Origin of the sequence: Acidocella sp. KAb 2-4, assembly GCF_020567705.1 — a bacterium.
GTDB lineage: Bacteria > Pseudomonadota > Alphaproteobacteria > Acetobacterales > Acetobacteraceae > Acidocella.
Window position 1 is genome coordinate 124830 of the sequence record NZ_JAJDJU010000005.1, and the last position, 25467, is coordinate 150296.

Sequence of the window (25467 nt, forward strand, 5' to 3'; positions counted from 1 at the left end):
TCCCGGGAGACTGACATGCCTGTTGAACTGATCTGTGTCTCGCACACGCCGATGATGGATTTCATCCACCCCCCGGCTGAGGTGGAGGCCGCGGCCCGCGAACATTTCGCGGCGCTTTCGCGCGAGGTTGCAGCCTACGCCCCCGATCTGATCGTGCTCTTCGCGCCTGACCATTTCAACGGCTTCTTCTACGATTTGATGCCGCCGTTCTGCGTCGGGGTGCGGGCCGCCTGCGCCGGGGATTGGGATATCGGCCACGGCCTGCTCAACGTGCCGGAACAACTGGCTTTGGACCTCGTGAAAGCGGTGCAGGCGCAGGATGTCGATGTCGCCTATTCTTACCGCATGCAGGCGGATCATGGCTTCACCCAGCCGCTCGAACTCCTCACCGGCGGCGTGGCGCGCTACCCTGTGATTCCCATTTTCATTAACGGCGCCGCGCGCCCCCTGCCGCCCTGCCGCCGCGCCGTGGCCCTCGGCAACGCCGTCGGCAAGTTCATTGCCGGGCGCCAGGAGCGCATCCTTATCCTTGGCTCCGGCGGGCTCTCACATGATCCGCCGACCCCGCAAATGGGCGCCGTCTCGCCGGAGGTGGAGGAGTTCCTCATTGCCGGGCGTAACCCGACGCCCGAGGCCCGCCAGACACGGCAGAACCGTGTGGTCGAGAATGGCCGCAAGCTCGCGCGCGGCGAGGGACGGGGCCAAACCCTTCCGCTGAACGCCGTCTGGGATGAAGGGCTGCTGGAGAGTTTCCTGGCCGGCGATTTCGACCGCTTCAGCGCGATGACGGATGATGAGATTGCCGTAATGGGCGGGCGCGGGGGGCAGGAGATCCGCGCCTGGATCGCGGCCTTTGCGGCGCTGCGCGCCATCGGCCCCTACGAGGGCCAGCGGCGCTATTACCACGCCATCGATGAATGGCTCGCGGGCATGGCCATGGTCAGTGCGAAGCCGGTGTGCGCATGAGCGCGCCCGTGTACATCGTGGTCGGCGCTGGCCATGCCGCCGCCGCCGCTGTTGCGGCCATGCGCGGGGCCGGGTTCGCTGGACGCATTATCCTTATCGGCGATGAGCCGCATGTCCCTTATGAGCGCCCGCCGCTCTCCAAAGACGTGTTGCTCTCGCCCGGGACCGGGCCGCGCCCAATCTATCCGGCGGATTATTACGCCACTCATGACATTGAGACGCGCTTCGGTGCCCTTGTCGAGCGCATTGAGCCGGCGGCGCGGCGCCTTGTCCTCGCGGACGGCGAGACGTTGGTCTACGATAAGCTGCTGCTTGCCACCGGCGCACGCGCGCGGCGCTATCCTCTGCTCGATGCGCTAGGCGAGGGCGTGCATGTGCTGCGCACGCTGGAAGACGGCCAGGGCTTGCAAAAGGAGCTTCTGCCGGGGCGGCATCTGCTGGTGGTCGGCGGCGGGATCATCGGGCTGGAGGTTGCGGCCAGCGCCGCCAAGCTCGGCGTGGCGGTGACGGTGCTCGAGCGCGCACCGAGGCTGATGACACGAGGCGTGCCTTTGCCGCTGGTCAATATCCTGCGTGCCCTGCACGAGCAGCAGGGTGTCAGCTTCGAGCTTAGCGTCGAGTTGACAGAGGCCACGCGCGGGCCGAACGGCCAATTCCATCTCCGCGCGGCGGATGGCCGTACCTTTGCGGGCGCTTCAATTCTCTACGGTGTTGGCGTGGAGATCAACGACCGGTTGACCCGCGAGGCCGGGCTCGCGCTGGATAACGGCGTGCTGGTGGACGAATTATGCCGTACGTCAGTGCCAGAGATTTTTGCCGCCGGTGATATTGCCCGGCAGTTCCAGCCTTTTCTGGGCGAGGCTGTTCGGCAGGAAACCTGGGCCAATGCCGTGCACCAGGGCACATTGGCTGGGCGTGTGATGGCTACCGGCGAAGGCGTTGCGTTCGAGGTTCCTTGGTATTGGACCGACCAGTACGGCATAAACTTCCAGGTCGCCGGCAAATATGAGGCTGATGAATGGCTTGCCCGTGGCGATCCGGCCAGTGGCAAATACATGCTGTTCGGCCTCACCGGTGGACGGGTCACCGGCGCGGTAACAGTGAATAACGGCCGCGACATGAAGCTGGCGAAACTGATGATTGCGGCGGGAGCCTCGCCCGATCCCGCGCTGTTATGTGACACAGCTCATGAGTTGCGCAAGCTGAAGCTCGGCTAAGGGGCTGCTGAACGCGCGCGGGATAAACGCTGAGGTTGCATTATGATGTAGGCTCAGGACCGGTTGATTTCTTGCTCAGGCGCGGCTGGGTGTGTTTCTGGACATGGCGGAGGACTGTCGCCATGTCCGATGCGTTTTTGTTGAGCGCGCGCAAACTGCCGCGGATACCGATGTTTTTCCCGCTCTCGAACGGTGTGCCGCGAGATGATGACTGGCGGGTGATCGGGGGCATCGTCTACGTGATCAAGCAAAGTTTGACTGGGATTCTGGTGCCGCTAGCATTCTGGTGCATATTAATTTACAAAATAATGGCTATCAATAAATATCGCTTCGAATAACTAGGGCCTCCGCCTAGTCTATCAGCTGTAATAATAAGGCAAAAGCTGGTTGGGTGGAGGAAATAGATGCAATTTTAACGCATATTGAAGTGCTGCGACATTGTGCCGCTCAAGCTGCCGTGTGTCGGGAGGTTCGTGCATAAGCTTTTCCCCGCAAAGAAAATCAAAAAAATGAGGGTAAAGCGGGAGGAATGGAAAATATGGTGGAATTATCTAGTCTGGCATACGTGGTGTTTGAGGTTGGTGACCTTGCCGCCTGGGAGAGTTTTGCAAAAGATGTCGTAGGCTTTCAGCTCGACCAGCCCGTATCCGGAGGTGGGTTGGCTCTGCGTATGGATAAATACGCCTACCGCATATTGCTTCAGCCCGGAGCGCGCGATGACCTCGTCACGGCAGGATGGGAGGTGCCGACTGAAGCCGAACTGGTGGCGTTTGTCGCCCAAGCGCGTGAGGCCGGAGCGGGGGTTACAGAAAACCCAGGTTTGGCCAAGGTCCGCGGTGTGGAAAAACTATATGTTTGCGAGGATCCGAACGGCTTCACGCATGAATTCTTCTTCGGTCCGACGATCCTGCCGATCAGCCGACCGTTTGTGTCCAGCGTGCTCAGCGGTTCCGGCTTTGTCACGGGGGCGCTGGGCGTTGGCCATATCCTGCCCGTGTCGCGCGATTACGCGACCTCGCTTACCTTCTATCAGAACGTACTCAAGCTCCGCGTCAGCGATTACATCCGGCAAGAGATCGCGCCGGACATTGCCGTGGACGCGACCTTCTTCCACTCATCCACCGGTCGACACCATTCTCTGGCTACAGCGCAGTTTCCGTCGCAGAAGATATTGAATCACATAATGGTAGAATATGCTGATATGAATGATGTCGGCCTGGCATATGACCGTGTGCGCCGCGCAGGCATTCCGCTGGTGCTGGAGCTTGGCCACCACCCCAACGATCAGATGTTCTCATTCTATGTTCAGACACCTTCTGGATTTGCAATGGAAATCGGTAGCGGAGGAATCGTTATTGATGATTCGAAATGGTGTGTGGTCAATTATTCGCAGTTGAGTGATTGGGGGCATAGGCGCGTTTCAGAGCCTTCATAAAATTCGGTACCTTTATCAGGCTACGGCGAGGTGATGTCGTGTCGGCGCCTAAAGAATATCATAAAACGTAAAAAGGGAGGAAAATGTGAAGTTAAAAAACAGGCGTATCAATTTGAAATTAAGCGGGAGCTCGATTGCGGTTCTTGCTGCTTTTGCTGTTATCGGCTGGATGGATGGTACGCAGGCCTCCGCATACACGTTTAATACGAACTCCAATTGGGATGTTGAACTCGATACGGCCATATCCTACGGGATGGGCATTCGTGCACAATCCCAGGATCCGATGATCGCCAACAACCCACTGCAACAAAACAACGAATTTAAATTCCCGAAAGCTGGGGATTTCACTTCAAACCGCTTAAATATTTCAAGTGAACTCACGGTCGAGTATCAGCAGAATTTTGGACTTGATATCAGCGCGCTCGGCTGGAAAGATTTTGCCTATGGCGATAAGGTCGAAACAAATCCAGGAATGTTCGCGCCTGGCGTACCATATTCCGCGCTGAGTAGTTCTCTGACCGGAAAATACGGTTCATACACAAGCCATTTTTATAATCTTGGTGGTGAGCTGGGCAATGCCTTTATCTTCAAGAATTTTAATTTTGGAAATGTTCCCGTGTCGGTCAAGGTGGGGCGGTTCACGGAATACTGGGGAAATGCTATTTTCTCGGGTGGGCAGGCCATTTCTTATGGTCAGAGTCCGGTGGACATTATCAAAGCTGTTGACGCTCCTGGGACGGAGGTTAAAGATTTATTCATGCCGCGCGGGCAGGTTTCCGTGCATGCCCAAGTCCTTCCAGATTTGATGCTTGGTTTTCAGTATGCATTTGAATACCGTCCAAATCGTCTGCCCGAAGGTGGTACGTTCCAGGGAATTGTAGATCCTCTCTGGGTTGGTCCGCAGGTGTTTGAGGGCGCCGGTTCGCCGGTCCGTGGCAAGGATTATTCTCCACCGAATGTAAATGGAAATTTTGGTGTCGAGGCGGTCTGGTCGCCAGACTTCCTAAACGGCTCTATCGGTCTTTATGCACGACAGTTTGATGATCCAACGCCATCATCTCCCTTTGTTATCGCTGTGGCGCCGATCACAAATTACCATCTCATTTACGCGCAGCATGAAAGGCTGTTTGGCGTTAGCCTTGACCGAAATATCGGTACGGCTAGCACTGGGTTTGAAGTATCGGTGAGGCAGAACACCGCGTTGCTCACCGTGCCGGCGGGATATTTGGGGTTGGGTGAACCTGGGGTCGACCCCTATGGTCGGGATAGTGCGCGGGGAAATCTGCTGAACGTCATCGGCAACGCGATTTACGGTCTTCCTCCGTCGCCGTTCTGGCAGACCGGTTCACTCGTTGGGGAGGTTGCGTGGACGCACCTGCTGCAGGTAACGCAGAACAAGGCGCTGTATCTCGCTAAAGGTTATGCCTGCTCGCATGCGGGATATTTGGGCGGTGAGGTGAATGGCTGCGCGACGACGGACGATGTCTCGTTGAACGTGGTATTCGATCCTCAATGGCTACAGGTCTTCCCTGGCGTAGATCTGGACGCGCCGATGACCCTGGCCGTGGGTGTGCATGGCAATGGCCAGACGTTGGCCATTTCAGGCACGGGCAACAATGCCGGCACTTTTGCTTATAGCGCGGGGATCAATGCGCTGATTAAGCAGAAGTATAATGTTAAATTGTTCTATAGTGGCTATACGTCTCCGACCTCGGGTGTCGCTCATACGCCGAATGGCCAACCCTACTATGCCAGCGGCAGTGGTCAGTATATGTGGAACGACAAGGGGCAAGTTCAACTCGTTCTCTCTACCAGCTTTTGAAGAATGCAACGGAATCATTATGAAAATTAAATCAATCCTTCTAGCTGGCGTCCTTTCATCCAGTTGGACAGCCGCAGCTTTCGCGGCGGTTTCTCCGTCACAGGCTGCGGCCCTCGGCACCACGCTGACCCAGTTTGGCGCCGAAAAATCCGGCAGCGCGGATGGCGTTATTCCCCCCTACACCGGCGGAATAGCGGCTATGACCGGCTTGCCCGCCGGTGGCCCGGATGTCGGCTACCCCGACCCGTTTGCCAGTGAGAGGCCGCTGTTCTCCGTGACCGCGGCGAACATGGCGCAATATGCCGACCAGTTGACGCCCGGTGAGCAGGGGCTGCTTAAGCGTTTTCCGGATTTCCGGATGGATGTGTACCCGACTCACCGCACCGCATCGTACCCTGATTGGGTGTTAAAGAACACTGTGCAGAATGCCACCACAGCGCAGGAGGTGGGGAACGGTGATGGCGTATCGGATGCTTACGGCGGCATCCCGTTTCCTATCCCGCAGGATGGGTACCAGGTGATGTGGAATGTCTCGCTCGGTTATAGCCCGGCCTACTGCAAGGAGACATATCAGAGTTATCTTGTTGATACATCTGGCTCTGTTACTGATCTTGGGACCATCACGAGTGAGTATTTGTTCCCTTATTACAACCCGGATGCGACAGCGCTTAACGACGTGTTTTACCGTGATGTTAAGCTCTTCTTGCACAGCCCTGCTTCCGAAGCAGGAACGATGTTCTTACTGAAGTTTCCAATTGACTTCACTAAGAGTGACGATACGACTTGGTTCTACTCACCCGGCACGCGCCGGATCCGCCTAGGGCCTGAGTTCAAATATGACACTCCAGTGGCGACCTATGGTGGCGCTATAGACTGGGACGAGATCGAGATGTTCTACGGCCGCATGAACAAATTTGATTTCAAGCTGGTCGGTAAAAAAGAGATCATCGTACCATATAACGATTATAAGTTCGTGAATACAACAACATCAGCACTTTTGGGTCCACACTTCCTGAACCCGGACGGCATTCGCTGGGAGCGGCACCGGGTTTGGGTTGTTGATGCGACGCTGAAACCGAATGAGCGGCATATCTATAGTCGCTGGACTTTCTATGTTGACGAAGATTCTTGGCGTATCGTCGCGAGTGAATCTTATGATCATTCTGGTGCGCTTTACCGAGTTGGATTCTCTTATCCAAATCAGAACTACACCCAGACCGGCGCTATCACATTTTCGCGTACGTTTGGCTTCTATGATCTGAGCAAAGGTGACTACCAAATTGCGTTCGCTCACACGACACCCTCTGGTTACCTGAGCTGTAATGCAAAGCTGCCGAATATGAACGACTATACTCCGCAAGCCATTGCGGCTGAGGGCGTTCGATAAATCAGGATAGGGCATTTGGAGATGCTGACACTAAATGCCCTAATTTCCTCCCATATCAACGATATAGTGGAGCTAGGTTTATTTCCCGCATCCATTGCCGAGGCAAAACAATTGAGTATTTTTTGTGCTAACAAACATTTACTGGTAACTTTTCAGAAATTTGGTCGATTGGCCTTTCTGATCGTTGGATTTATGCCTGGGCAGGCCGTCGCCAACTTTGTCGATCCCCTATCAGCGCCCGCGTTGCTGGTGCAAAATCCTACTCAGGCACAGCTGATTGGCATCGCCAGGAATGGCGATTCGGAGGTAGCCGTTGGGCTACGCGGTGTTGCGATTTATAAGCTGCCGGGTACTGTAAAATGGATGCAGGGTAACGTGCCTGTGCAGTCAGATCTCACAGCCGCATTTCTTGCCACTCCGCGCGAGGGCTGGGCCTGTGGTCATGACGGCGTGATTTTGCACACGGCTGATGGCGGTAAGATCTGGACCCGCCAACTTGACGGCAATACCGCCAGGTCGATGTTTGAAACATATTACGAGCAACAGCATCCGGCGCCTAACTCCCAGGCGGCCGCGGCACTGGCGCAGATTCAGCTGAATTTTGATAATGGCCCCAACCTACCTTGGCTCGGTGTTTGGTTTAGTGACGATAAGACCGGCTATGTAGTTGGCTCGTTCGGAGATATCGCCATGACCACTGATGGCGGCAAAACGTGGACGCCCTGGTTGGATCATATCGACAATCCAAACTTTTATGATCTAAATGCAATTTCAGGCATTGCCGGACAACTCTATATCGTCGGTGAGCAAGGTATGGTCTACAGGCTAGACCAAGCTAAGCAGACATTCGTGGCTTTGCCTACAGGCTACCAAGGTAGTCTTTTTGGTATCACCGGGACGGAAAAGGTACTGCTCGCTTTTGGTATGCGCGGCACGATATTTCGTAGTGAGGATCAGGGGAAAACCTGGGCTCAGGTAACCACACCGATCACCGGCGCGATCATGGATGGGACCGTTTTGCGTGACGGACGGATTGTGCTTGTTACCGCCGATGGCGGTATATTCTTCAGCGCCGATGGGGGCAGGAGTTTCCAGGCCGCCGCCGCAATCCCAGGGGCGCCGCTGGCCGGTGTGGTGGAAACTGGCGCCGCTACGCTTACCGTGGTCGGTCCCGGTGGTATTTTCGATGTTCCAAACAAATAAATGCTCAGTTTCCGCATGCTTGTGCAGGTAGATACGACGAATGATGCTTAAACCGCTTCCCCAGGAAACCATTCGGGCTGAAGGGCTCAGTGATGGCAGCTTCGATTTTTACTCAGGCAGCTTTTTGGAGCTGTTGATCTTCAACAACCGCCGCCTGATTATCGCGTTATGTATGGTATTAACGGTGATTTTTGGTTGGAGTGCCGCTCATCTCAAGGTAAATGCCAGCTATACGGCTATGTTGCCCGAGCATCACCCGTATATCATCAATTACGAGGCTAATAGTTCGGCCACACAGGCGCTGGGTGATTCAGTGCGGATCGTGGTGGAGAACAAGTCTGGTAACATCTACGACCCGCATTATCTTGCGGTATTAAGGAAGATTAACGACGCGGTATTCCTGTTGCCAGGTGTTGACCGCTCCTTCATGAAGTCGCTCTGGATGCCTGCGGTACGGTGGACAACAATCACCGAGCAGGGCGCAACCGGGGGGCCGGTAATGCCGGACTCGTATAACGGCTCCGCCGATAGTATAGCGCAATTGCGGCAAAACATTATGCAGGCCGGTATTATTGGCTCCATTGTCGCCAACGATCAAAAATCTAGTGAGATTTTTGTGCCGCTGCTGGAGCGTGACGCCGCCACAGGCCGACCGTTTAATTACGGGAAGTTCTGGACGCAGTTGCAGAACATCCTGAAATCACAACAATCTCCTGGTATCAGTATTCACGTTATAGGTTTCGCCGCTGTCATGGGCAATCTCATCGCGGGTGTGCATGAGATGCTGGGTTTCTTTGCCATTGCGGCACTGATAGCTACTCTATTTATCTTCACCTTCACGCGATGCATCCGTAGCACGTTCACCATCCTCGCCTGTTCTCTGGTCGCCATTGTCTGGCTGCTGGGCCTCATTCAACTACTTGGCTACGTGTTGGATCCCTATTCTATTCTCGTGCCGTTTTTGGTGTTTGCAATCGGCCTTAGCCATGGTGCACAGAAGATGAACGGCATCATGCAGGATATCGGCAGAGGTACGTCGAGCCTTGTCGCGGCGCGTCTTACTTTCCGACGTCTGTTTATCGCCGGACTAACGGCACTTATTGCGGATGCTGTTGGTTTCGTTGTGCTTACCGTCATAGATATCGAAGCGATCCGCTCCCTGGCAGTGACGGCAAGTATCGGTGTTACCGTACTGATCTTCACAAATCTGGTACTATTGCCGGTGCTGCTCTCCTATATCGGTGTCAGCAACGCTGCTGCGTTGCGCAGTCTTGAAGCTGAGGATCCTGATGCGGTACCAGGAGTTATTGAAAATCTGTTCCGATTTTTGGAACATTTCAGTAGCCGGCGCTGGGCGAGCGTCGTATTGGCAGGAACATGTGTACTCCTCGTCGGTGGCTATCTGGTAGGGCGGAACGTACAGATCGGTGATCTTAATGCGGGTGCCCCGGAGCTACGGGTTAACTCTACCTATAACCAAGATAATGCCTATGTGATGGCGCATTATAGTCTGTCGAACGATGAATTCGCGATCATCGTGCGTAGCCCGCCGGGTGGGCTTGATACATTTCCCGCAGTGCTAGAGATGGACCGCTTTGAACAGTATATGCGTAAAATACCCGGCGTGCAGACTACAGTCTCCGCTGCGGACTTTGCCCGCCTCTACACGGCTGGTCAGTTTGAAGGAAATTTGAAATGGCTTAGCATTAATCGGAATACATTTATCACGGGTGCCGCGATGAATGACGTGTTTGTCGGCAATCCAGAGTTGGTGAACAACGACGGCTCGGCTGCGCCGTTGATCATCTACCTAAAAGACCATAAGGCCAAGACGCTCGCTACCGTTGCCAAGGCGGCACAGAGCTTCGCCGATGCCAACAGCAGCCCCGCCGAGCAGTTTCTGCTGGCTGCAGGATCTGCAGGAATCGCAGCAGCGACAAATATGGTGGTGACACGTGCGGATGGGTTCATGCCCTATCTAGTTTATGCCGCCGTGATTCTTCTGTGCTTCATTTCCTTCCGCAATTGGCGTGCTGTCGTCGTCGCGATTGTGCCGCTCATTGTTACATCGGTATTGTGTCGTGCGCTTATGGTCTTGCTTGGCATCGGGGTTAAAGTGGCAACGCTGCCGGTCATCGCACTCGGCGTCGGTATTGGTGTGGACTATGCGCTGTACTTGCTCTCAATCCAAATGGCCTTCCAGCGCATGGGTGAACCATCCAGTGTGGCTTACGGCAAGGCATTGCGTTTTACTGGCCGTATTGTTGCTCTGGTTGGCTTCACTCTGGCTGCAGGCGTTTCCCTTTGGGCATTTTCACCTATTAAATTCCAGGCGGATATGGGTGTCCTTTTGACCTTCATGTTCCTTTGGAACATGGTTGGCGCGCTCATTCTTATTCCGGCGTTATCGCATTTTATTTTTCCTGCGTCCAAGAAGGAAGGTCTTGGGGCAGGTAAATAGTATTCATTTCTCATCAATGACCTGGTGCATGGATGGTACCCGGCCTGACGAAATACTGACGCAACAGGTGAGGTTAAAATAATTCACAATAGGATAGATGCGGGCGATCAGGGCCGAGCGATCCTTTTCTGGATTTGGCCGGGATCCGGAGAAGTCGAGCATGTTTCTCTAGCAGCTTGATCGATAGTCAATATCAATAAATATCGTTTTATATAATACAGCGAAAACGGTAAATAAAATTCATAAACGCGATCCGGCATATGTATCGGGTTGGTGGAGGGAGTGAGTCGATTTCACCTAAGATGAAATGTTAAAGACGCTGGGGTGATAAACACGAAGTTTTTAATTGGATCCTTGTCTCGATCATTTGATCGCATTCGTAATTTCATTGCCGATCTCGATATCGTATCGGCTGGATGTTGTAAGTATCTCAAAGTGGTTTGACGAACGGTTGGCCAAAGGAATGAACATGGCGGAACTTTCCAATCTTGCTTACGTAGTTTTCGAAGTCAGTGATCTCGCCAGATGGGAAAGCTTTGCGCGCGACATCATCGGTTTTCAAGTTGCGGTGCCTCTCGCAGGTGAAGGTTTGGCGCTGCGCATGGATGAATATGCTTATCGTATCCTGCTTCAGCCTGGTGTGCAGGACGATATTTTGGTTGCCGGCTGGGAGATTCCTGCCGAAAAGGAGTTGGAGGCATTTGTCACCAAGGCGCGTTCTGCTGGCGGTATGGTGGTGGAAGACCCCGTGCTTGCCCGGATCCGCGGCGTTGAGCGTCTCTTTACCTGCTCAGACCCAAATGGCTTTGTACATGAAATTTTTTTTGGTCCAACGATGTTGCCCATAAGCAAGCCTTTTGTTTCTAAGGTATTATCGGGTCCTGGATTCATCACCGGCTCGCTTGGACTTGGGCACATCCTGCCCGTCAGTAAAGATGTTGTTGTATCTTTGCCATTTTATCAAAATATTCTGGGGTTGCGCATTAGCGACTATATTCGTGCCGAGCTCGCGCCAGGAATGAAGGTGGATGCTACTTTCTTCCACTCTGCCACTGGGCGGCATCACTCGTTGGCGACAGGACAATTTCCAGCCACCAAGATTCTTAATCATGTCATGGTACAGTATGCGGATATGAACGATGTGGGGCTTGCTTATGACCGTGTGAGTCGTGCGAACATCCCGCTAGTCTTAGAGTTAGGGCATCATCCTAATGATAAGATGTTCTCCTTCTACGTCCAAACACCATCGGGCTTTGCCATGGAGGTCGGCAGTGGTGGGATCGTTATAGATGACGAAAACTGGAAAGTAGTGACCTACTCCCAGCTCAGTGACTGGGGACACAAGCGTGTCATACCGAGAAATTATTAGCGTGGGAGCGTAACCTTTATGTCGATCTGGTTGGATTTTTTGGGCGCGGAGATCCGATATGTGGAAACGCCAAGCTTCGGCCGCACACGCATCGCCGAAGCTGGTAAAGGCAATGCTGAGGCGTTAATCCTCATGCATGGCATTGGCGGGCATATCGAGGCGTATTCTAAGAATGTAGTGGCTCTAGCGAAGTATTTCCACGTTATTGCCTTCGACTTTGTCGGCCACGGCCTTTCTGCAAAACCAGACGACATCACTTATGACGCGCTCACCTACCGGGAGCAGCTGCGCGAGCTCATGGATGTGCTTGGTATCAGGCGGGCCCATATTTCCGGAGAATCTTTGGGCGGCATGGTAGCGGGACAGTTTGCCATCTCCTATCCCGACCGGGTTCTACGGTGCGTACTCAACACAACGGGTGGGATTCCAGTAGTGAGCGAGAAGGGGCGCCAAGATCTCATCGATCTTGCGACGCTAAGCGCAAAGAATTTCGGTAAAGCGCCCACACATGAGAGTGTACGGGGGCGTATGCAATGGCTAATCTATGAGCGCAATTGGGACAGGCTGTTGACAGATGAGTTGGTGGAGTCTCGTCTGCGCATCTATCAGCGACCCGACTTCCAGAAAACTGCGGCGCTCGTATTCGCCCGCCTCAACAAGGCCGCAGCGGGTGACGCCACGCCAGACATGGTCGACCTGGAAAAGATTGACTGTGAGACGTTGCTGTTCTGGACCAAGCATAATCCAATACATGATATTGATGCAGCGCGGGCGGCGCTCCCCCGGCTGAAACGCGGCAAGCTCTACGTTATGAAAACCGACGCCGCACACTGGCCGCAATATGAGGATGACGCCGAGTTCAACGACGTGGTCACGCGCTATCTGCAAACGGGGGAGGCATGACCGTGTTGGAAGGAACGATGCGCGTGTCGGCAACGCCGGAAGCATTTCGCCGGGGCATGCGTCGCCTGGCTGGAGCGTGCACCATCATCACCTCGGCGGATGGTTCGGGGGTCTCCGAAGGCTGGGTTGGCTTGGCAGCAACGGCAGTCTGTTCCGTTACCGCTGATCCACCGCGTCTTCTGGTCTGCGTTAACCGCAATGTCTGGGCGCACAAGACCATCACTGCCTCGGGCGTTCTGGCGGTAAACGTGCTGGGAAGGGCACAGGACGCTGTTCTCAGTCGGTTCTCCGGTGCTGGCGTTTGCGCGCCCGAGGAGAAGTTCCATTCCAGCAAATGGCGGGCAGGGATAACTGGTGCACCGCTACTGGAAGATGCGCTGGTCACCTTCGATTGTGTGATAGCCGAGACCATTGCAGCTAGCACACATGATATTTTTATTTGTGATGTCGTAGAAGTTAACGACCACGGTGCAGTCACGGATCCACTCGTTTACTTCAATGGCGCATTCTTTAGTTAAGCTCAACGCAACGGAAATAAAAAGAGGAGACCTTCGTGAACATGATCAATCCAGATGTGCGCACGCACACAATACCAACTGAAGCCGAGTTGCTGGCACGTGCCCGCGCCATGGTTCCGGCGCTGCGGGCGAGGGCTGAAGAGGTTGAAAAAGCCCGCCGCGTACCGGCCGATATCGTGCAGTCCTTCAAGGATGCCGGCTTCTTCCGTATCCTGCAGCCCAAACGCTGGGGCGGATACGAAATGAATCCGATCGTCTTCATGCACGTCTTGTCTGAACTTGGGCGAGGCTGCAGCAGCAGTGCTTGGGTGATGATGATTCTTGGAGTGCATAATTGGGAATTCGGCTTGATGGATCCGCAAGCCGCAGCCGATGTGTGGGGTGAAGATGACCAAGCGGTTATCGCCTCGTCCTATCCACCCACGGGCACGCTGCAAGAGGTTGAAGGCGGCTATATTCTGAACGGGCGTTGGCCCACTTCCAGCGGCACTGATCATGGAACCTGGGCGTTTCTTGGCGCGCTGAAGAAAGATGCCAGCGGCAAGCCGGTTGATCGTATAGCCCTGCTGGTGCCCAGCACTGATTACGAGGTGGTCGATGACTGGTTCGTGTTCGGACTGTCTGGCACGGGCAGTAAGAGCCTGCAGTTGAAGAAGGACGTGTTTGTGCCGAAGCACCGCGCTCACAGCATGGTGGATTATAAGCTCTCTGATCGGCCGAAGCCCTATCTGTACCCGTTCAATATGGTTTTTTACACATCGGTGTCATCCGTTATTCTCGGATTTGCTCAGGCAGGTATTGATGTGTTCATTGAGCAGATGTCGGTCCGGCGTGATAACGGGACTGGCCAGCTTGCGGCGCTGAGCCCCTACGTGAAAGATCGACTTGGCAATGCCGTTGCCAAGGTGCGTTCGGCCCGGGCGCGATTGGAGCAGATGATGGCTGAAGCCGAGGCAAAGATCGAGAGTGGTGAGCTGATCACTATCCCTGACCGCATGGCATACATGCTCGATGGCGCGCGTATCGGCCGAGAATGCGAAGAGGCGATGCTGTTGTTGTTCAAGTGCACTTCAGCGCGTGGTTGTTATCTCAACAACCCGCTTCAGCGGATTTTGCGTGATGTGTTGGTTGCTGCCAATCATATCACGCAGGATGCTGATAACAATGCCGGCTTCCTCGGCGGTGTGCTGCTCGGTCAGGAGCCGCCTCCGCTAATGTACAGCCGTCAGGAGATTGTATAACCAATGGCAATCCGTATCTGGCATCAGAGCTTCACGGTTCTGAGTGATCTTTCGGCGTATGACGAGGCGTTGACGGCCCATTTTGCCCGTGTAGCCAGTGCCGATACGGAAATTGTCATGCATGGCATGCGGCCCGGAACATATCGCAGCAACTATCCCGGCGATGACATCAAACACGTCGGGCTACAATATCTGCATGGGCTGCAGTTCATCCAGGCCGGCATCGAGGCTGAACGGCAGGGCTTTGATGCATATGCAATCAGCACTTTGCCGGAACCCGCCTTACGGGAGGTGCGCGCACTAATTGATATTCCTGTAGTTGGCTATGGTGAATCTGCAATGTTGCAGGCTTGCATATTTGGTAGGCGATTTGGTGTGCTGATGTTTATCAGAGACATGGTGGATTTGATTACGGATAATGCTTTCCGGCATGGTCTTAGCGACCGCTTTGCTGGCGCACGCACATTGCCATTTGGCTTTACAGATATCCTGAAAGCTTTTGATTCACCTGAACCTCTCATCGAACTTTTCAAGGCGTCTGCGCGCACGTTGATTGCCGAAGGTGCGGATGTAATCATTCCCGGTGAAGCACCATTGAATGTTTTGCTTGCGCGTAACGGTATCAACGAAGTGGACGGTGTTCCTGTTCTCGACTCTCTCGCCTGTTGGATCAAACAGGCGGAAACGCTTGTCACTTTGCGTCGCGCCAACGGGATGAAGACCAGCCGACGCGGGTATTTCTCCGCGCTACCAGATCCTACGCGGCTGCGGGAAGTAATGGCTTTCTATAACCTTTGAATGCTCCATTAATTTACAATCAAGACAAGGATTTTTTATGTCGACTCAAGACACGGCGCCAGCTTGCCAGACCGCCTTACTGCTACTCGATCTGCAAAACGAAATGGTGGATCCCGCCGGTAAAATCGGCAGTGGTGGTCTGGCTGCGGTCGTCGCACAGCGCGGTGTCGTGGATAAAGCAGCGAATGCCCTCGCTGCGGCGCGCGCCCGTGGCAACGCCGTCGCGCATGTCCGCCTAGGCTTCCGCGCGGACTACGCCGACGCGTTGAGCGTTGCGCCGCGGATCGCCCGTCTGAAGGAGCACAAGGCTGCGATCCTCGGCACCTGGGGCACCGAGTTTCCCGCGCCACTAGCCCCGGTTGAGGGTGAGCTGGTCATTACTAAGCAATGCGTCAACCCATTTTATAACACGGGCTTGATGAACTGGCTGCTGCACAAAGGCGTCAAACATGTCGTGCTGGGTGGTGTTGTGACCAATTTGGTGGTTGAGGCAACCGCTCGCGCCGCTGACGACGCGGGTTTTGCTGTGACGGTGCTGGAAGATGCCTGCGCGGCGCCGAATCAGGAGTGGCATGACTTCTCGACGCAAAAGATTCTACCGCTTTTTGCCAATATATCCTCTACCGAGGCGTTCGTAGCGTGAGCTGCAACGCATAAGGTGGGCCGCGCAACAAGAAAGGCTTGGGGAGCGTTAGTATGATAAAATCGCATATCGCTGCGTCTTACGATATAATTGTGGCTGGCAGTGGTATCGCTGGGCTTTCCGCGGCGGTGAGCGCCGCGGAGTTGGGGCGAAGCGTTGCCATTATTGAACGGGCGCCAGAAGGTGAGCATGGTGGCAATACCCGCTACACCGAGGCTTATCTACGCATGAAGAGCGTGGACGAGGTGGCCGATGACTTCGAGGCCCATTTTGCGGATAACGCAGGCGGGTATATCGACCCTGCATTTCTTGCGGAGTCGATTCGGCCTTATGAGGGTTGGTCTGCGCTAACGAGGACGCAGAGTTTCCTCGACCCAGAGATCATTGGTACCTTTTCTGAATCGGCCGGTCCGACGCTGCGTTGGTTGCAAAATGCAGGCGTCAAGTTCGACTTCCTTCCTACGGCCTTCATCACGACCACGACGACCCGGTTGCTGCCCATTGGTGGGGGGCTCGCTATGGTCGAGGCGCTCACCGCCAAGGCCAAGGCGCTGGGCGTTATTTTTCATTTCGAAACATCGGCGCAATCGCTTGAAACGGATGAGGCTGGTGCGGTCACTGGTTTGTTCGTGCGCCGGTTGGGGCGGAAGCTGCTGTTCAAGGCAGGTGCCGTGATTCTCGCCTGTGGCGGGTTCGAGGGTAATGCGGAAATGTTGGCGCAATATGTTGGTCCGCGCTCCATTAATCTGCGCCCGGTTGCCCGTGGTGGTTATTACAACAAGGGAGAAGGAATCCGTATGGCGCTTGATATCGGCGCCGCGCCAAATGGCGACTTCGGCAGCTATCACGCCGAACCTATAGATCCCCGCTGCGATGTGGCGGAACCGGCGGTATTTACCTTCCCGTACGGCATTCTGGTTAATAAGGAAGGCCGACGCTTCACTGATGAGGCGCCCGGCACTGTTGATGCGCATTATGAGAACGTCACACGCCGAATTTTCGAACAGCGTGATGGTATCGCCTATCTGATTCTTGACGCCAAAATCGACGATGTACCAAATTGGCGCAAGAGCCTACGTACCACGAAGCCGGCCATTACCGCGGGGACGTTGTCCGATCTGGCGGAGAAAATCGGCGTGGACAAAGATGCTTTGGCGCAGACTGTGGCAGCATATAATGCCGCCTGCATGGCCGGAGAGTTCAAGCCGCTGCAAATCGACAATCTTGCGACGCAAGGGCTGGAACCGAAGAAATCGAACTGGGCCCGACCGATCGATGTTCCGGAATACAAGTGCTATCCGGTGATTTCCGCCAATGTGTTTACCTTCGGCGGGTTGAAGACAGACCGTGACGCCCGGGTGGTGAATAATGACGGTGACCCGATCCCAGGCCTGTATGCAGCGGGTGAGACGGCGGGCGTCTATTACCGTACTTATACCGGCGCAACCTCAGTACTGCGCGGCGCGGTATTCGGCCGGCGTGCCGCCCGGCACGCGGCAGGGAATTGATGAGCTCTTCTGTGGGCCAAGGCAGGGGGCGTGTCTCGGTCGATTTCACCGGGCGCACGGTGCTGATCACCGGCGCGGAGGGCATGATCGGCACCGCTGCGGCACAGCGTTTTGCCGCTGGCGGAGCGAATCTCGTCCTTGCAGGTATAGGAAACCTTGGCGCTGTAGCTGAGGCGGTTGAGCCATACCGCGTCAAAACGCTGACGCAGGAAACGGACGTCAGCGATCAGGCGCAAGTGCAGCGCGTAGTGGATATAGCCGTTGCGGAATTCGGTGCGGTCGATATTCTCATCACTGTTGCAGGGATCACCTCGCTGGGTTCCTTCGCCTCGATTACGCCGGAGATGTGGGAGAAGGTACACAGCGTCAATCTACGTGGCGTTTTCTACTGCAACCAAGCGGTCATCGTGCCGATGCAGGCGCGCGGATATGGACGTATCGTCAATGTCGGCTCCGTGCTCGGCAAGAATGGCGGCAATCCTCGGCCCTGGCTGGATGCGTCGGAGCAGACGCGGGCGGGCAACGCGGCGTACGGTTCCGCCAAGGCTGGCGTGCATGCGCTTACCGTTTACCTTGCAAAAGAGTTGGCCGTGCATGGCATTACGGTGAATGCGGTGGCACCTGGTCCGATCGCAAGCCAGATGACTGCTTCCTTCCCGATGGCCCTGGTGCAGCAGATTCCCGTCGGCCGCCTCGGCCAAGCCGATGAAGTTGCCGCCGCGATTGCTTTTCTCGCGGCGGAGGAGAGTGGTTTCATAACCGGCGAAATTCTCGACGTGAATGGCGGACTCTGGCCGGATTAGTATGCGTGGCCGAAACAACGGATAAGCTGCGGGGAGAGACTATGAAGCAATATGATGTCATCGTTATCGGCGCGGGTAACGCGGCATTATGCGCCGCGGTCTCTGCCGCTGAGCAAGGGGCGCGCGTACTGGTACTTGAGCGTGCACCGATCGACGAGCGCGGCGGCAACAGTGCGTATTCCGGTGGTGCCATCCGTGTCGCGTATCGCGATGTCGAAGACCTGCGCGCAATCATGCCGGATCTTTCCGAGGATGAGATCGCCTCTACCGATTTCGGCATCTATGATGAAGATCAGTTCTTCGATGATCTGGCAAAGCTCTCGCACTACCGTATGAATCAGGATCTGGTGAGCGCGGTCGTTTGGCGTAGCCGGGAGACCATGTTGTGGATGCGCGGGCATGGGGTTCGCTTTGTGCCGATTTATGGTCGGCAGGCCTATAAGATAGATGGCCGCTTTAAGTTCTGGGGCGGGCTCACGGTGGAGGCTGTCGGTGGTGGCCAGGGGCTGGTGGACTCCCTGTTCCGCGCCGCGGAGAAAATGGGTGTCGAGATCATGTATGGCGCCCGCGCCATGCGGCTGGTTCGGGATGATCTCACGGTTTCCGGTGTTGAAGTGGTGCATGAGCAGCGCAGCGTGCAGATTCATGCTGGCGCAGTCATTCTCGCCAGCGGCGGATTCCATGCCAATGCGGAATGGCGCGCCCGCTATCTCGGGCCGAACTGGGATCTGGCCAAGCCCCGCGCCTCGCGGTTCAATACCGGTGATGGTATACGCATGGCGCTGGATATTGGCGCGATGTCTTACGGCCATTGGTCGGGTTGCCACTCCGTCGCGTATGAACGCAATGCACCAGAATTTGGCGAGCCTGGTGTGCTGGGGCTGCAGAAAAACAGCTTCCCCATGGGTATCATGATCAATGCTCGCGGTGAGCGCTTTTTCGACGAAGGCGCGGATTTCCGCAACTATATATACGCTGATCTCGGCCGCGCCATTCTGGCTCAACCCGACGGTATTGCCTGGCAAATTTTCGACCAGCACACCGCTCATTTGCTCTCCGATGAATACCGCATGAAACAGATCACGAAAGTGCAGGCGGATACACTGGAGGAGTTGGCCGAGAAAATGGGCGACGTGGATCGGCGGGGGTTTCATGATTATATCGGGCGCTACAACGCGTCCGTGCGAACCGAGGTTCCGTTCAACCCGAACATCAAGGATGGCCGCGGCACCACGGGCCTCGCCGTGCCCAAGACCAACTGGGCTAACCCGCTGAGCAAGCCGCCTTATCTGGCCTTCGGTGTCACCTGCGGCATCACCTTCACCTATGGCGGTCTACGCATCAACGAGGATGCTCAGGTGCTGGATGAGGAACAGGCGCCAATTCCCGGGCTTTACGCCACGGGCGAGTTGGTGGGCGGGCTTTATTATGGCGGCTATGCGGGCGGTGCCGGGCTGATGTCCGGGGCAGTGTTCGGCCGCATTGCGGGCGGCCACGCCGCCCGGCGAGGCAAATGAACGCAAACAATATTTTTAACGGAGGACATTATGAGCGCCATCACTGAAGCGGCAACAAGCAAGTTCGCGCATATCAAAGAGGGAGATTTGGATCTTAAGGTTCATTACAATGAAGCCGGTTCCGGTGAGGCCGTGTTCATGTTGCATGGGTCCGGCCCCGGCGCGTCCGGCTGGAGCAACTTCCACCGGAATGTCGAGCCGTTCGTTGCGGCTGGGTACCGCGTCATCCTGCTCGACAGCCCTGGCTGGAACAAGAGCGACCCGATCTTGGTCCCCTCCGGTTCGCGCGCCGATATCAACGCCGCGGCAATCAAGGGACTCATGGATGTACTGGGCATCGAGAAGGCGCACCTCGTCGGCAACTCCATGGGCGGTGTCAATGCCATCGCCTTCGCGTTGAAATATAAGGAGCGCCTCGGCAAGATGGTGATCATGGGCGGCGGCGGTGTTGGCCCCAGCCTGTTCGTGCCCATGCCGCCGGAAGGCATCAAGGCGCTATTTGGCGTATACCGCGCGCCGACGATGGAAAACCTCAAGCGCATGCTGGATATTTTTGTGTACGACCCGAGCAGCCTGACGCCGGAGTTGATCGAAGGACGCTTCAACAACATGATGCAGCAAAAGCATCATCTGGAAAATTTTGTCGAGAGCCTGGATAAAAATCCGCGCCAGTTCCCTGATCACAGCTCGCGCCTTTCGGAGATCTCAGCCAAGACACTGATCACCTGGGGTAGGGACGACCGCTTCGTGCCGCTGGATTCCGGTCTGCGCCTGCTCTGGGGGCTGCAGAACGCAGACATGCATGTGTTCAACAAATGCGGCCATTGGGCGCAGTGGGAACATGCCGATAAGTTCAACCGGCTGGTGATCGATTTCCTAAAGAATTGAAGCTGCTTATTGTGCCGTGGTCACTCCACGGCGCAACAGAAAAGCCGGCCTCCTTAGGAGCCGGCTTTTCTCATGCATTCATTTTTTTCGGTCAGTTTTTCGAGTAGCGCTGGAATCACCTGCTGCCATTCGCCAACCAGTCCGATTTCGGCGAAGCGGAAAATATCCGCGTCCTGTTCCTTGTTGATGGCAACGATGCGCGTGTGGAGGCTGATGCCTGCCATATGCTGTGGCGTGCCTGAAATACCAACCGCGACATACACGTGCGGTGTAACAAATTTGCCCGATTGGCCCACCTGCCGCGCCACCGGCACCCATCCGGCATCCACGCTCGGTAAACTGCCGGCGAGCGCGCCGCCCAGCACGGCGGCCAGATCGGCCAACTGCGCAAAGCCTTCGGGCCCGCCAATGCCGCGTCCGCCGGAGACCACGATTTTTGCGCCATCCAGGCTGGCATTCTGTACGCCGCTATCCCGGCGGGAGATGGGCGGCGCAGGAGGCAAATCCGTGTTCAATATCAGAGTTTCAACCGTACCGGTTTCGGCCCCTTTCTCAGTCTCGGCCACACGCATGCTGGCGAGGCACGGGCCGTTTGCCGTCACCTGCAGGCATGCCCGCCCGCCATAGGCAGGACGTTCAGCGGTCACGCCTGTTTCCGTCAGCCTCACGCTGATACAGAAGCCGAGCAGCGCTGCGTTCAATTTCGCGGCCAGTGACGCGGCGATGGCATCGCCCACGCCCCCCACGGGCAGCAAGGCTAGGCGGAAACCGGAGAGATCCGGCAGTGCCAGCGCGTCGGCGAAGAGAGCGGCGAACTGTGCAGGGTCGATCTGTTCTGCCAAGGCGGCGTCGCTCAGCAGCCATATCTTGTCAGCCCCCGCCATCAGCGCGGCTTGCGCATCCTCCGCCGTGCCACCTACCAGGACAGCGCCAACGCTGGCGCCATGCGGTTCGGCTACGGCTCGTGCCGCTGCCACGCAATTCCGCCAATCCGTCGCATCTCCCAAATTCACCGGCGTCAGCGCCAGAATCATCGTCCTCATGACTGGGTCCTCCAGCCTTCAAGATACGCCGCCAATTCGCTGATCTGTGCCTCCAACGGGCCGGAAAGGATCCTCCCCTGTCCAGCCCGCGCGGGCGGCGGTGCGGGAGTGATGTCATCCAGGGTCAGCGCGACGGGCGCGTCTGGCGGCGTCACGACTTCCAACGTAAGACGCTTGGCCTCCATCACATTCTTCATCAACGGGTGCCGCAGCCGGTTGCGTCGATCATTGGTCACGCTCACCACGAGCGGCGCGGATACTGTAAGTGTGTCCTCCAGACTACCCTGTTCGCGCAGTAGTGTTAGCGCCTCGCCTTCACGCTTTGTATGCTGAGCCAAGCCGAAGAACCCCCAGCCGAGCGCCGCCGCCAAGCTCGGAGCCAAAGCGCCCCAGTCATAATCGCCGAACTCGCGCCCGATCACGATAAGCGTCGCCGCGTCGTCCAGTGCCTGCACCGAGGAGGCCAGTTGCGCCGCTTGGGCTCGCGGGTCCCACGGATGCAGCGTCGCCGCATCGACCCGTACCGCGCGCGTCGGCTTATACGCCGCCGCCTTGCGCAGCAGCGCCTCGCTCTCCGGTCCGCCGGTCATGGCGACGGTGAGGGTGCTTCCGGGAAACGCATCGCGGATCTGTAAGCCGGTTTCTAGCGCGGCCTCGTCGAACGGGCTGAAAGCCAGATGTGCGGCCTTGCGCATGGTTATCGGGTCCAGCGCGATGGGCGGCAATGGCCATTTCGGGTCCGCGATACCAGCGAGGAGGACGACGATGTTCATGCCCTTATCCTGCCGTCGCGGTGCGTGCCGCGATGCGGCCGAAGATAGCCGCCTTGCCCAGCGCCGAGCCTGTCATGTAAGCGGCGCCGTGCAGCCCGCCGACCATTTCGCCTGCGGCCAGCAGTCCTTCGATGACATTGCCGAACACGTCCAGCACCTGCATCTGCGTGTTCACGCACACGCCGCAATAGGTGCCGAATACCACGGCGGTTGAGGGGTAGGCGTAGAAGGGGGCGCGTTCAATCCGGCGCAGCGCACCATGATGATGCACCAGATGCTCGCGGCCGAAATCCTCGTCATGCCCAGCTTCGACGAAGCTGTTATACCGCGCCACGGTTTCCACCAGCGCGGCCGGGTCAATTTCAAGCTGTGCGGCCAGCGCCTCCAGCGTGTCGGCCTGGATGAATAGCCCTTCCTCTAGCCGGCGCTCAAAATCCATGATTCGTATGCGGTTATCACCACTTTTCATGATGTCCTGGTCGAGGATTTGGTAGGTCGTGCTGTAGGGCTGCACCATGCAGGCATCGCCGAGCAGCTTGTACGAGATCGATTCGTTCACATAGCGCTTGCCATTCTGGTTCACGGCGATGGCACCCTTGTACACCGCCATGCAGCTATGGTGATTGGTCTCGTCCGTCGGGTGTTTGCCGTAGGTGCCTTTGATATATGCCACGTCGCGGAAATCAGCGCCCAACGCCCATGCCATGCGAAGCCCGTCGCCCTCATTGCCGTCACCGCCGATGAAGATCGCCTCGTCGTATTGCGGCACGAAGCGGTGCACCAGCTCCTTGTTGCGGCAGAACCCTCCGCTCGCCAGCAGCACGCCGTGTGTGGCGCTGACTGTGATCTCCCCATCAGGCCCTTCCGCCGTTATGCCGGTGACGCGACGACTCACCGGGTCGCGCACCAGCGCGGTCGCGCGGGTGGAGAGTAGCACCTGTACCTTGCCTGTGGCCTTGGCGCGGGCGGCAAGCTGGCGCACCGTGTCCGCCGGGTCCACCGTATGCGCGCGCGGCACAGACTGGCCGGACGCCGCTTCCAGCATCGGGCTGAAGACCGCGCCGTTGTCACGCAGCCAATAATATGTCGCCAGTTGCTCGTTCACATAGGCCTTGACCAGTGCTTCGTCGTTCTCGAACTGCCCAACTTCGCGCAGATCCTTGAACAGCAGCTCGGGCGAATCCTCCACCCCCTCCTTTTGCTGGATATCCGTGCCGGCGAAGGCCAGACAGCCGCCGCTCATGGCGGATGAGCCGCCGGTTTCCGGCTGCTTCTCCAGCAGCACGACGTTGAGCCCGGCCTGCGCCGCGGAGAGCGCGGCGGTGAACCCGGCGAGTCCGCCGCCAGCGATGACCAATTGGGTTTCAAGGTTTTTGCTCATGGGGTTACATCCGCTCGAAAAGGACTGGACAGCTGGCGACGGAACCAGGGCACGGCACCGAAAATACGGAAAATACCAGAAATTTCAGGTGTCGACTCCCCAGCATGCCCCGTTACCACAGGGCTTATTGATACCCATCTAATTGCGCGATACTATCATGCAAAGCGATTAAATTCGATAACGACTATTGATAATATTGGTTGGAAACATGCAGCTCCGGGACTTCGACATCAACCTGCTCAATATTCTCGAAGCGATCTGGCTCACGCGCAGTGTCAGTGTCGCGGCGCGTCGCCTTAATCTTGGGCAATCCACTATCTCTGCGGCGCTCAACCGGCTGCGCGACCAGTTGAATGACGAGTTGTTTGTATGGAACGGACATGAAATGGTTCCGACGCCGGTTACAGAGCAACTCATGCCGCTTGCCAGTGATGTTCTCTCCCGTGTTCGTACCCTGCTAGAGAAGGCGAGCGGCGCGCCGCTCAGCGTCGAGCGGAACTTGGTTATTGCTTCGGTTGATTTTGTGGTCGCTCTCTATGGCGCTGAGTTGATCACCCGTGCCATGCAGGAGGCGCCCAACCTTAAGCTCGACTTTGTCACACTGGGGCCGGCGCAGATAAACAAGACCAGCATAACAAGTATCGATCTGTTCATATTCCCTGCCAACGCCGTGCGCATCGCTGGGGTCAGAAAACAGGCATGCTATGTGGATGAATATGTCTGCATTGCGAACAAGGACAACCAGAATATTTTTGAGGGTATGGATGTGGAAGCATTTCTGACTTTGCCACATATCGGCTTCTCGGCCATGCCGCGCATGATATTCAGTCACGAGGCGATTTCCTGGCAAGATATGCGGGTCGAGCCGAATTACCGCATGTTGATGCCTGGTTACGCCAGCTTCCCCGATGTGGTCGCCGAGAGTGATGTAGTCGCAATCGTACCTAAGCGTTTCGCCTTAAAAGCCTGCGCCCAAGGCCGGGTGAAGTGGATCAACACCCCGGTCAAATTGCCGGAACTGGATTTCGCAATAGCCTGGAACCCTACGCATGAAAATGAGCCGGCGCAGAAATGGTTGCGGGACACCATGCGTGATATCATGCAAAACTGGGCTGTGTCCGCTTAGAGTTCCTTTCGGGTACCCGGTCGTGCCCCGTCTGGTGGTGTAGGAGGCCGGTAATCGGCCTGCCGTAGCGACCGCCGAGAGTCTGGCGGAGGCGGGCCGATTGGCGGCCCGCCGGGGCGGTTTTTGGGTAGCATTGGTTTTACGAATCTCAATGCTAACCCAAGGAACCACACCGAAGACCGACGACAAGATTGCGCTTCCCAGGCTTCTGGAGAAGTCCTCCGACGCCAGTTTTGTGCGCGAGATGATCGGCTTTGCCGCCGAGCGGCTTATGGCGTAGGGACGCGACCCTTTAAGTTTTTGATTTATTGGCGGACCCGGCGCGATTCGAACGCGCGACCTTTGCCTTCGGAGGGCAATCATAAGCGTTTTAAGGGGGTTTAAGGCCCTTCACGCATTTCCTATTTCATTGATTTTACTTGTTATATACCCTGTATCGTTATATGGCGTTTTACGCGATTTAAC

At 56.3% G+C, this 25467-nt stretch carries 24 protein-coding genes and 1 tRNA gene; 20 read left to right on the forward strand and 5 right to left on the reverse strand.

Features of this window, described 5'->3' with window-relative positions; all coding sequences use genetic code 11:
• Positions 1 to 15: 15 nt before the first annotated feature.
• From LI953_RS05650 to LI953_RS05685, 8 genes are all read left to right on the forward strand, one after another.
• Positions 16 to 966 carry a 3-carboxyethylcatechol 2,3-dioxygenase gene (locus tag LI953_RS05650; RefSeq protein ID WP_227075060.1) on the forward strand — a complete coding sequence of 317 codons (951 nt, stop codon included), beginning with the start codon at positions 16 to 18 and terminating at the stop codon, positions 964 to 966.
• A complete protein-coding gene (hcaD, locus tag LI953_RS05655) occupies positions 963 to 2183 on the forward strand; it encodes a 3-phenylpropionate/cinnamic acid dioxygenase ferredoxin--NAD(+) reductase subunit (protein WP_227075061.1) in 1221 nt (406 codons plus the stop codon). The genes LI953_RS05650 and hcaD overlap by 4 nt, the downstream gene beginning before the upstream one ends.
• Positions 2184 to 2305: 122 nt before the next feature.
• Complete coding sequence (locus LI953_RS05660) at positions 2306 to 2521, forward strand: hypothetical protein (RefSeq protein ID WP_227075062.1); 216 nt, start codon at positions 2306 to 2308, stop codon at positions 2519 to 2521.
• 200 nt (positions 2522 to 2721) lie between these two features.
• Positions 2722 to 3618 carry a VOC family protein gene (locus LI953_RS05665; protein ID WP_227075063.1) on the forward strand — a complete coding sequence of 299 codons (897 nt, stop codon included), beginning with the start codon at positions 2722 to 2724 and terminating at the stop codon, positions 3616 to 3618.
• A gap of 85 nt (positions 3619 to 3703) precedes the next feature.
• On the forward strand, positions 3704 to 5440 hold the full coding sequence (locus tag LI953_RS05670) for a DUF1302 family protein (RefSeq protein ID WP_227075064.1): 1737 nt from the start codon (positions 3704 to 3706) through the stop codon (positions 5438 to 5440).
• Between the two features lie 19 nt (positions 5441 to 5459).
• The gene (locus tag LI953_RS05675) at positions 5460 to 6827 is read left to right on the forward strand and encodes a DUF1329 domain-containing protein (protein WP_227075065.1); all 1368 of its coding nucleotides are present in this window, start codon (positions 5460 to 5462) and stop codon (positions 6825 to 6827) included.
• A gap of 21 nt (positions 6828 to 6848) precedes the next feature.
• Positions 6849 to 8030, forward strand: coding sequence for a YCF48-related protein (locus tag LI953_RS05680; RefSeq protein ID WP_227075095.1), 1182 nt, complete (start codon positions 6849 to 6851; stop codon positions 8028 to 8030).
• Positions 8031 to 8070: 40 nt separating this feature from the next.
• Positions 8071 to 10491 (forward strand): RND family transporter, encoded by a 2421-nt coding sequence (locus tag LI953_RS05685; RefSeq protein WP_227075066.1) that lies wholly within the window; start codon positions 8071 to 8073, stop codon positions 10489 to 10491.
• Between the two features lie 3 nt (positions 10492 to 10494).
• Here the strand turns inward: LI953_RS05685 and LI953_RS05690 are convergent, their stop codons facing one another.
• On the reverse strand, positions 10495 to 10653 hold the full coding sequence (locus tag LI953_RS05690; RefSeq protein ID WP_227075067.1) for a hypothetical protein: 159 nt from the start codon (positions 10651 to 10653) through the stop codon (positions 10495 to 10497).
• Positions 10654 to 10960: 307 nt separating this feature from the next.
• On the opposite strand from LI953_RS05690, the gene LI953_RS05695 reads away from it, so the two are divergent.
• The 10 genes from LI953_RS05695 to LI953_RS05740 are packed head-to-tail and all read left to right on the forward strand — an operon-like array spanning position 10961 to position 20679.
• Positions 10961 to 11860, forward strand: a complete 900-nt coding sequence (locus LI953_RS05695) for a VOC family protein (RefSeq protein ID WP_227075068.1) — start codon at positions 10961 to 10963, stop codon at positions 11858 to 11860.
• 18 nt (positions 11861 to 11878) lie between these two features.
• Positions 11879 to 12763 carry an alpha/beta fold hydrolase gene (locus LI953_RS05700; RefSeq protein WP_227075069.1) on the forward strand — a complete coding sequence of 295 codons (885 nt, stop codon included), beginning with the start codon at positions 11879 to 11881 and terminating at the stop codon, positions 12761 to 12763.
• Positions 12760 to 13281 (forward strand): flavin reductase, encoded by a 522-nt coding sequence (locus LI953_RS05705; protein WP_227075070.1) that lies wholly within the window; start codon positions 12760 to 12762, stop codon positions 13279 to 13281. The genes LI953_RS05700 and LI953_RS05705 overlap by 4 nt, the downstream gene beginning before the upstream one ends.
• 41 nt (positions 13282 to 13322) lie before the next feature.
• A complete protein-coding gene (locus tag LI953_RS05710) occupies positions 13323 to 14522 on the forward strand; it encodes an acyl-CoA dehydrogenase family protein (RefSeq protein ID WP_227075096.1) in 1200 nt (399 codons plus the stop codon).
• 3 nt (positions 14523 to 14525) lie between these two features.
• Positions 14526 to 15320 (forward strand): aspartate/glutamate racemase family protein, encoded by a 795-nt coding sequence (locus LI953_RS05715; RefSeq protein WP_227075071.1) that lies wholly within the window; start codon positions 14526 to 14528, stop codon positions 15318 to 15320.
• A gap of 37 nt (positions 15321 to 15357) precedes the next feature.
• Positions 15358 to 15963 carry a cysteine hydrolase family protein gene (locus LI953_RS05720; protein WP_227075072.1) on the forward strand — a complete coding sequence of 202 codons (606 nt, stop codon included), beginning with the start codon at positions 15358 to 15360 and terminating at the stop codon, positions 15961 to 15963.
• A gap of 53 nt (positions 15964 to 16016) precedes the next feature.
• Positions 16017 to 17471: an FAD-dependent oxidoreductase gene (locus LI953_RS05725; protein ID WP_227075073.1), complete on the forward strand. Its 1455-nt coding sequence runs from the start codon at positions 16017 to 16019 to the stop codon at positions 17469 to 17471.
• Entirely contained in the window at positions 17471 to 18274 is an 804-nt protein-coding gene (locus LI953_RS05730; protein ID WP_227075074.1) for an SDR family NAD(P)-dependent oxidoreductase, read from the forward strand. The genes LI953_RS05725 and LI953_RS05730 overlap by 1 nt, the downstream gene beginning before the upstream one ends.
• Before the next feature lie 41 nt (positions 18275 to 18315).
• Positions 18316 to 19791 carry an FAD-dependent tricarballylate dehydrogenase TcuA gene (gene tcuA, locus LI953_RS05735; protein ID WP_227075075.1) on the forward strand — a complete coding sequence of 492 codons (1476 nt, stop codon included), beginning with the start codon at positions 18316 to 18318 and terminating at the stop codon, positions 19789 to 19791.
• 30 nt (positions 19792 to 19821) lie between these two features.
• Positions 19822 to 20679: an alpha/beta fold hydrolase gene (locus LI953_RS05740; protein WP_227075076.1), complete on the forward strand. Its 858-nt coding sequence runs from the start codon at positions 19822 to 19824 to the stop codon at positions 20677 to 20679.
• A 53-nt stretch (positions 20680 to 20732) separates the two neighbouring features.
• On the opposite strand, the gene LI953_RS05745 is transcribed toward LI953_RS05740, so the two are convergent.
• The 3 genes from LI953_RS05745 to LI953_RS05755 are packed head-to-tail and all read right to left on the reverse strand — an operon-like array spanning position 20733 to position 23876.
• Positions 20733 to 21713 carry an electron transfer flavoprotein subunit alpha/FixB family protein gene (locus tag LI953_RS05745; protein ID WP_227075077.1) on the reverse strand — a complete coding sequence of 327 codons (981 nt, stop codon included), beginning with the start codon at positions 21711 to 21713 and terminating at the stop codon, positions 20733 to 20735.
• Between the two features lie 5 nt (positions 21714 to 21718).
• Positions 21719 to 22495: a hypothetical protein gene (locus LI953_RS05750; RefSeq protein ID WP_227075078.1), complete on the reverse strand. Its 777-nt coding sequence runs from the start codon at positions 22493 to 22495 to the stop codon at positions 21719 to 21721.
• Positions 22496 to 22499: 4 nt separating this feature from the next.
• Positions 22500 to 23876 (reverse strand): flavocytochrome c, encoded by a 1377-nt coding sequence (locus LI953_RS05755; RefSeq protein WP_227075079.1) that lies wholly within the window; start codon positions 23874 to 23876, stop codon positions 22500 to 22502.
• Between the two features lie 208 nt (positions 23877 to 24084).
• Between LI953_RS05755 and LI953_RS05760 the strand changes: the two genes are divergently transcribed.
• Complete coding sequence (locus LI953_RS05760; protein WP_227075080.1) at positions 24085 to 25002, forward strand: LysR family transcriptional regulator; 918 nt, start codon at positions 24085 to 24087, stop codon at positions 25000 to 25002.
• Positions 25003 to 25153: 151 nt separating this feature from the next.
• Positions 25154 to 25282, forward strand: a complete 129-nt coding sequence (locus LI953_RS15405; RefSeq protein ID WP_255643077.1) for a hypothetical protein — start codon at positions 25154 to 25156, stop codon at positions 25280 to 25282.
• Positions 25283 to 25311: 29 nt separating this feature from the next.
• On the opposite strand, the gene LI953_RS05765 is transcribed toward LI953_RS15405, so the two are convergent.
• A tRNA-Ser gene (locus tag LI953_RS05765) sits at positions 25312 to 25404 on the reverse strand.
• Between the last annotated feature and the right edge of the window lie 63 nt (positions 25405 to 25467).

Excerpts from the sequence above, each read along its gene's own strand:
- LI953_RS05680 (WP_227075095.1), top strand. The coding sequence starts at position 6,849 with ATGCTGACACTAAATGCCCTAATTTCCTCCCATATCAACGATATAGTG.
- LI953_RS05745 (WP_227075077.1), bottom strand. The coding sequence starts at position 21,713 with ATGATTCTGGCGCTGACGCCGGTGAATTTGGGAGATGCGACGGATTGG.
- LI953_RS05750 (WP_227075078.1), bottom strand. The coding sequence starts at position 22,495 with ATGAACATCGTCGTCCTCCTCGCTGGTATCGCGGACCCGAAATGGCCA.
- LI953_RS05660 (WP_227075062.1), top strand. The coding sequence starts at position 2,306 with ATGTCCGATGCGTTTTTGTTGAGCGCGCGCAAACTGCCGCGGATACCG.
- LI953_RS05710 (WP_227075096.1), top strand. The coding sequence starts at position 13,323 with ATGATCAATCCAGATGTGCGCACGCACACAATACCAACTGAAGCCGAG.
- tcuA (WP_227075075.1), top strand. The coding sequence starts at position 18,316 with ATGAAGCAATATGATGTCATCGTTATCGGCGCGGGTAACGCGGCATTA.
- LI953_RS05685 (WP_227075066.1), top strand. The coding sequence starts at position 8,071 with ATGATGCTTAAACCGCTTCCCCAGGAAACCATTCGGGCTGAAGGGCTC.
- LI953_RS05720 (WP_227075072.1), top strand. The coding sequence starts at position 15,358 with ATGTCGACTCAAGACACGGCGCCAGCTTGCCAGACCGCCTTACTGCTA.
- LI953_RS05740 (WP_227075076.1), top strand. The coding sequence starts at position 19,822 with ATGAGCGCCATCACTGAAGCGGCAACAAGCAAGTTCGCGCATATCAAA.
- LI953_RS05700 (WP_227075069.1), top strand. The coding sequence starts at position 11,879 with ATGTCGATCTGGTTGGATTTTTTGGGCGCGGAGATCCGATATGTGGAA.
- LI953_RS05755 (WP_227075079.1), bottom strand. The coding sequence starts at position 23,876 with ATGAGCAAAAACCTTGAAACCCAATTGGTCATCGCTGGCGGCGGACTC.
- LI953_RS15405 (WP_255643077.1), top strand. The coding sequence starts at position 25,154 with ATGCTAACCCAAGGAACCACACCGAAGACCGACGACAAGATTGCGCTT.
- LI953_RS05675 (WP_227075065.1), top strand. The coding sequence starts at position 5,460 with ATGAAAATTAAATCAATCCTTCTAGCTGGCGTCCTTTCATCCAGTTGG.
- LI953_RS05725 (WP_227075073.1), top strand. The coding sequence starts at position 16,017 with ATGATAAAATCGCATATCGCTGCGTCTTACGATATAATTGTGGCTGGC.
- LI953_RS05650 (WP_227075060.1), top strand. The coding sequence starts at position 16 with ATGCCTGTTGAACTGATCTGTGTCTCGCACACGCCGATGATGGATTTC.
- LI953_RS05760 (WP_227075080.1), top strand. The coding sequence starts at position 24,085 with ATGCAGCTCCGGGACTTCGACATCAACCTGCTCAATATTCTCGAAGCG.
- LI953_RS05665 (WP_227075063.1), top strand. The coding sequence starts at position 2,722 with ATGGTGGAATTATCTAGTCTGGCATACGTGGTGTTTGAGGTTGGTGAC.
- hcaD (WP_227075061.1), top strand. The coding sequence starts at position 963 with ATGAGCGCGCCCGTGTACATCGTGGTCGGCGCTGGCCATGCCGCCGCC.
- LI953_RS05705 (WP_227075070.1), top strand. The coding sequence starts at position 12,760 with ATGACCGTGTTGGAAGGAACGATGCGCGTGTCGGCAACGCCGGAAGCA.
- LI953_RS05730 (WP_227075074.1), top strand. The coding sequence starts at position 17,471 with ATGAGCTCTTCTGTGGGCCAAGGCAGGGGGCGTGTCTCGGTCGATTTC.
- LI953_RS05715 (WP_227075071.1), top strand. The coding sequence starts at position 14,526 with ATGGCAATCCGTATCTGGCATCAGAGCTTCACGGTTCTGAGTGATCTT.
- LI953_RS05690 (WP_227075067.1), bottom strand. The coding sequence starts at position 10,653 with ATGCTCGACTTCTCCGGATCCCGGCCAAATCCAGAAAAGGATCGCTCG.
- LI953_RS05695 (WP_227075068.1), top strand. The coding sequence starts at position 10,961 with ATGGCGGAACTTTCCAATCTTGCTTACGTAGTTTTCGAAGTCAGTGAT.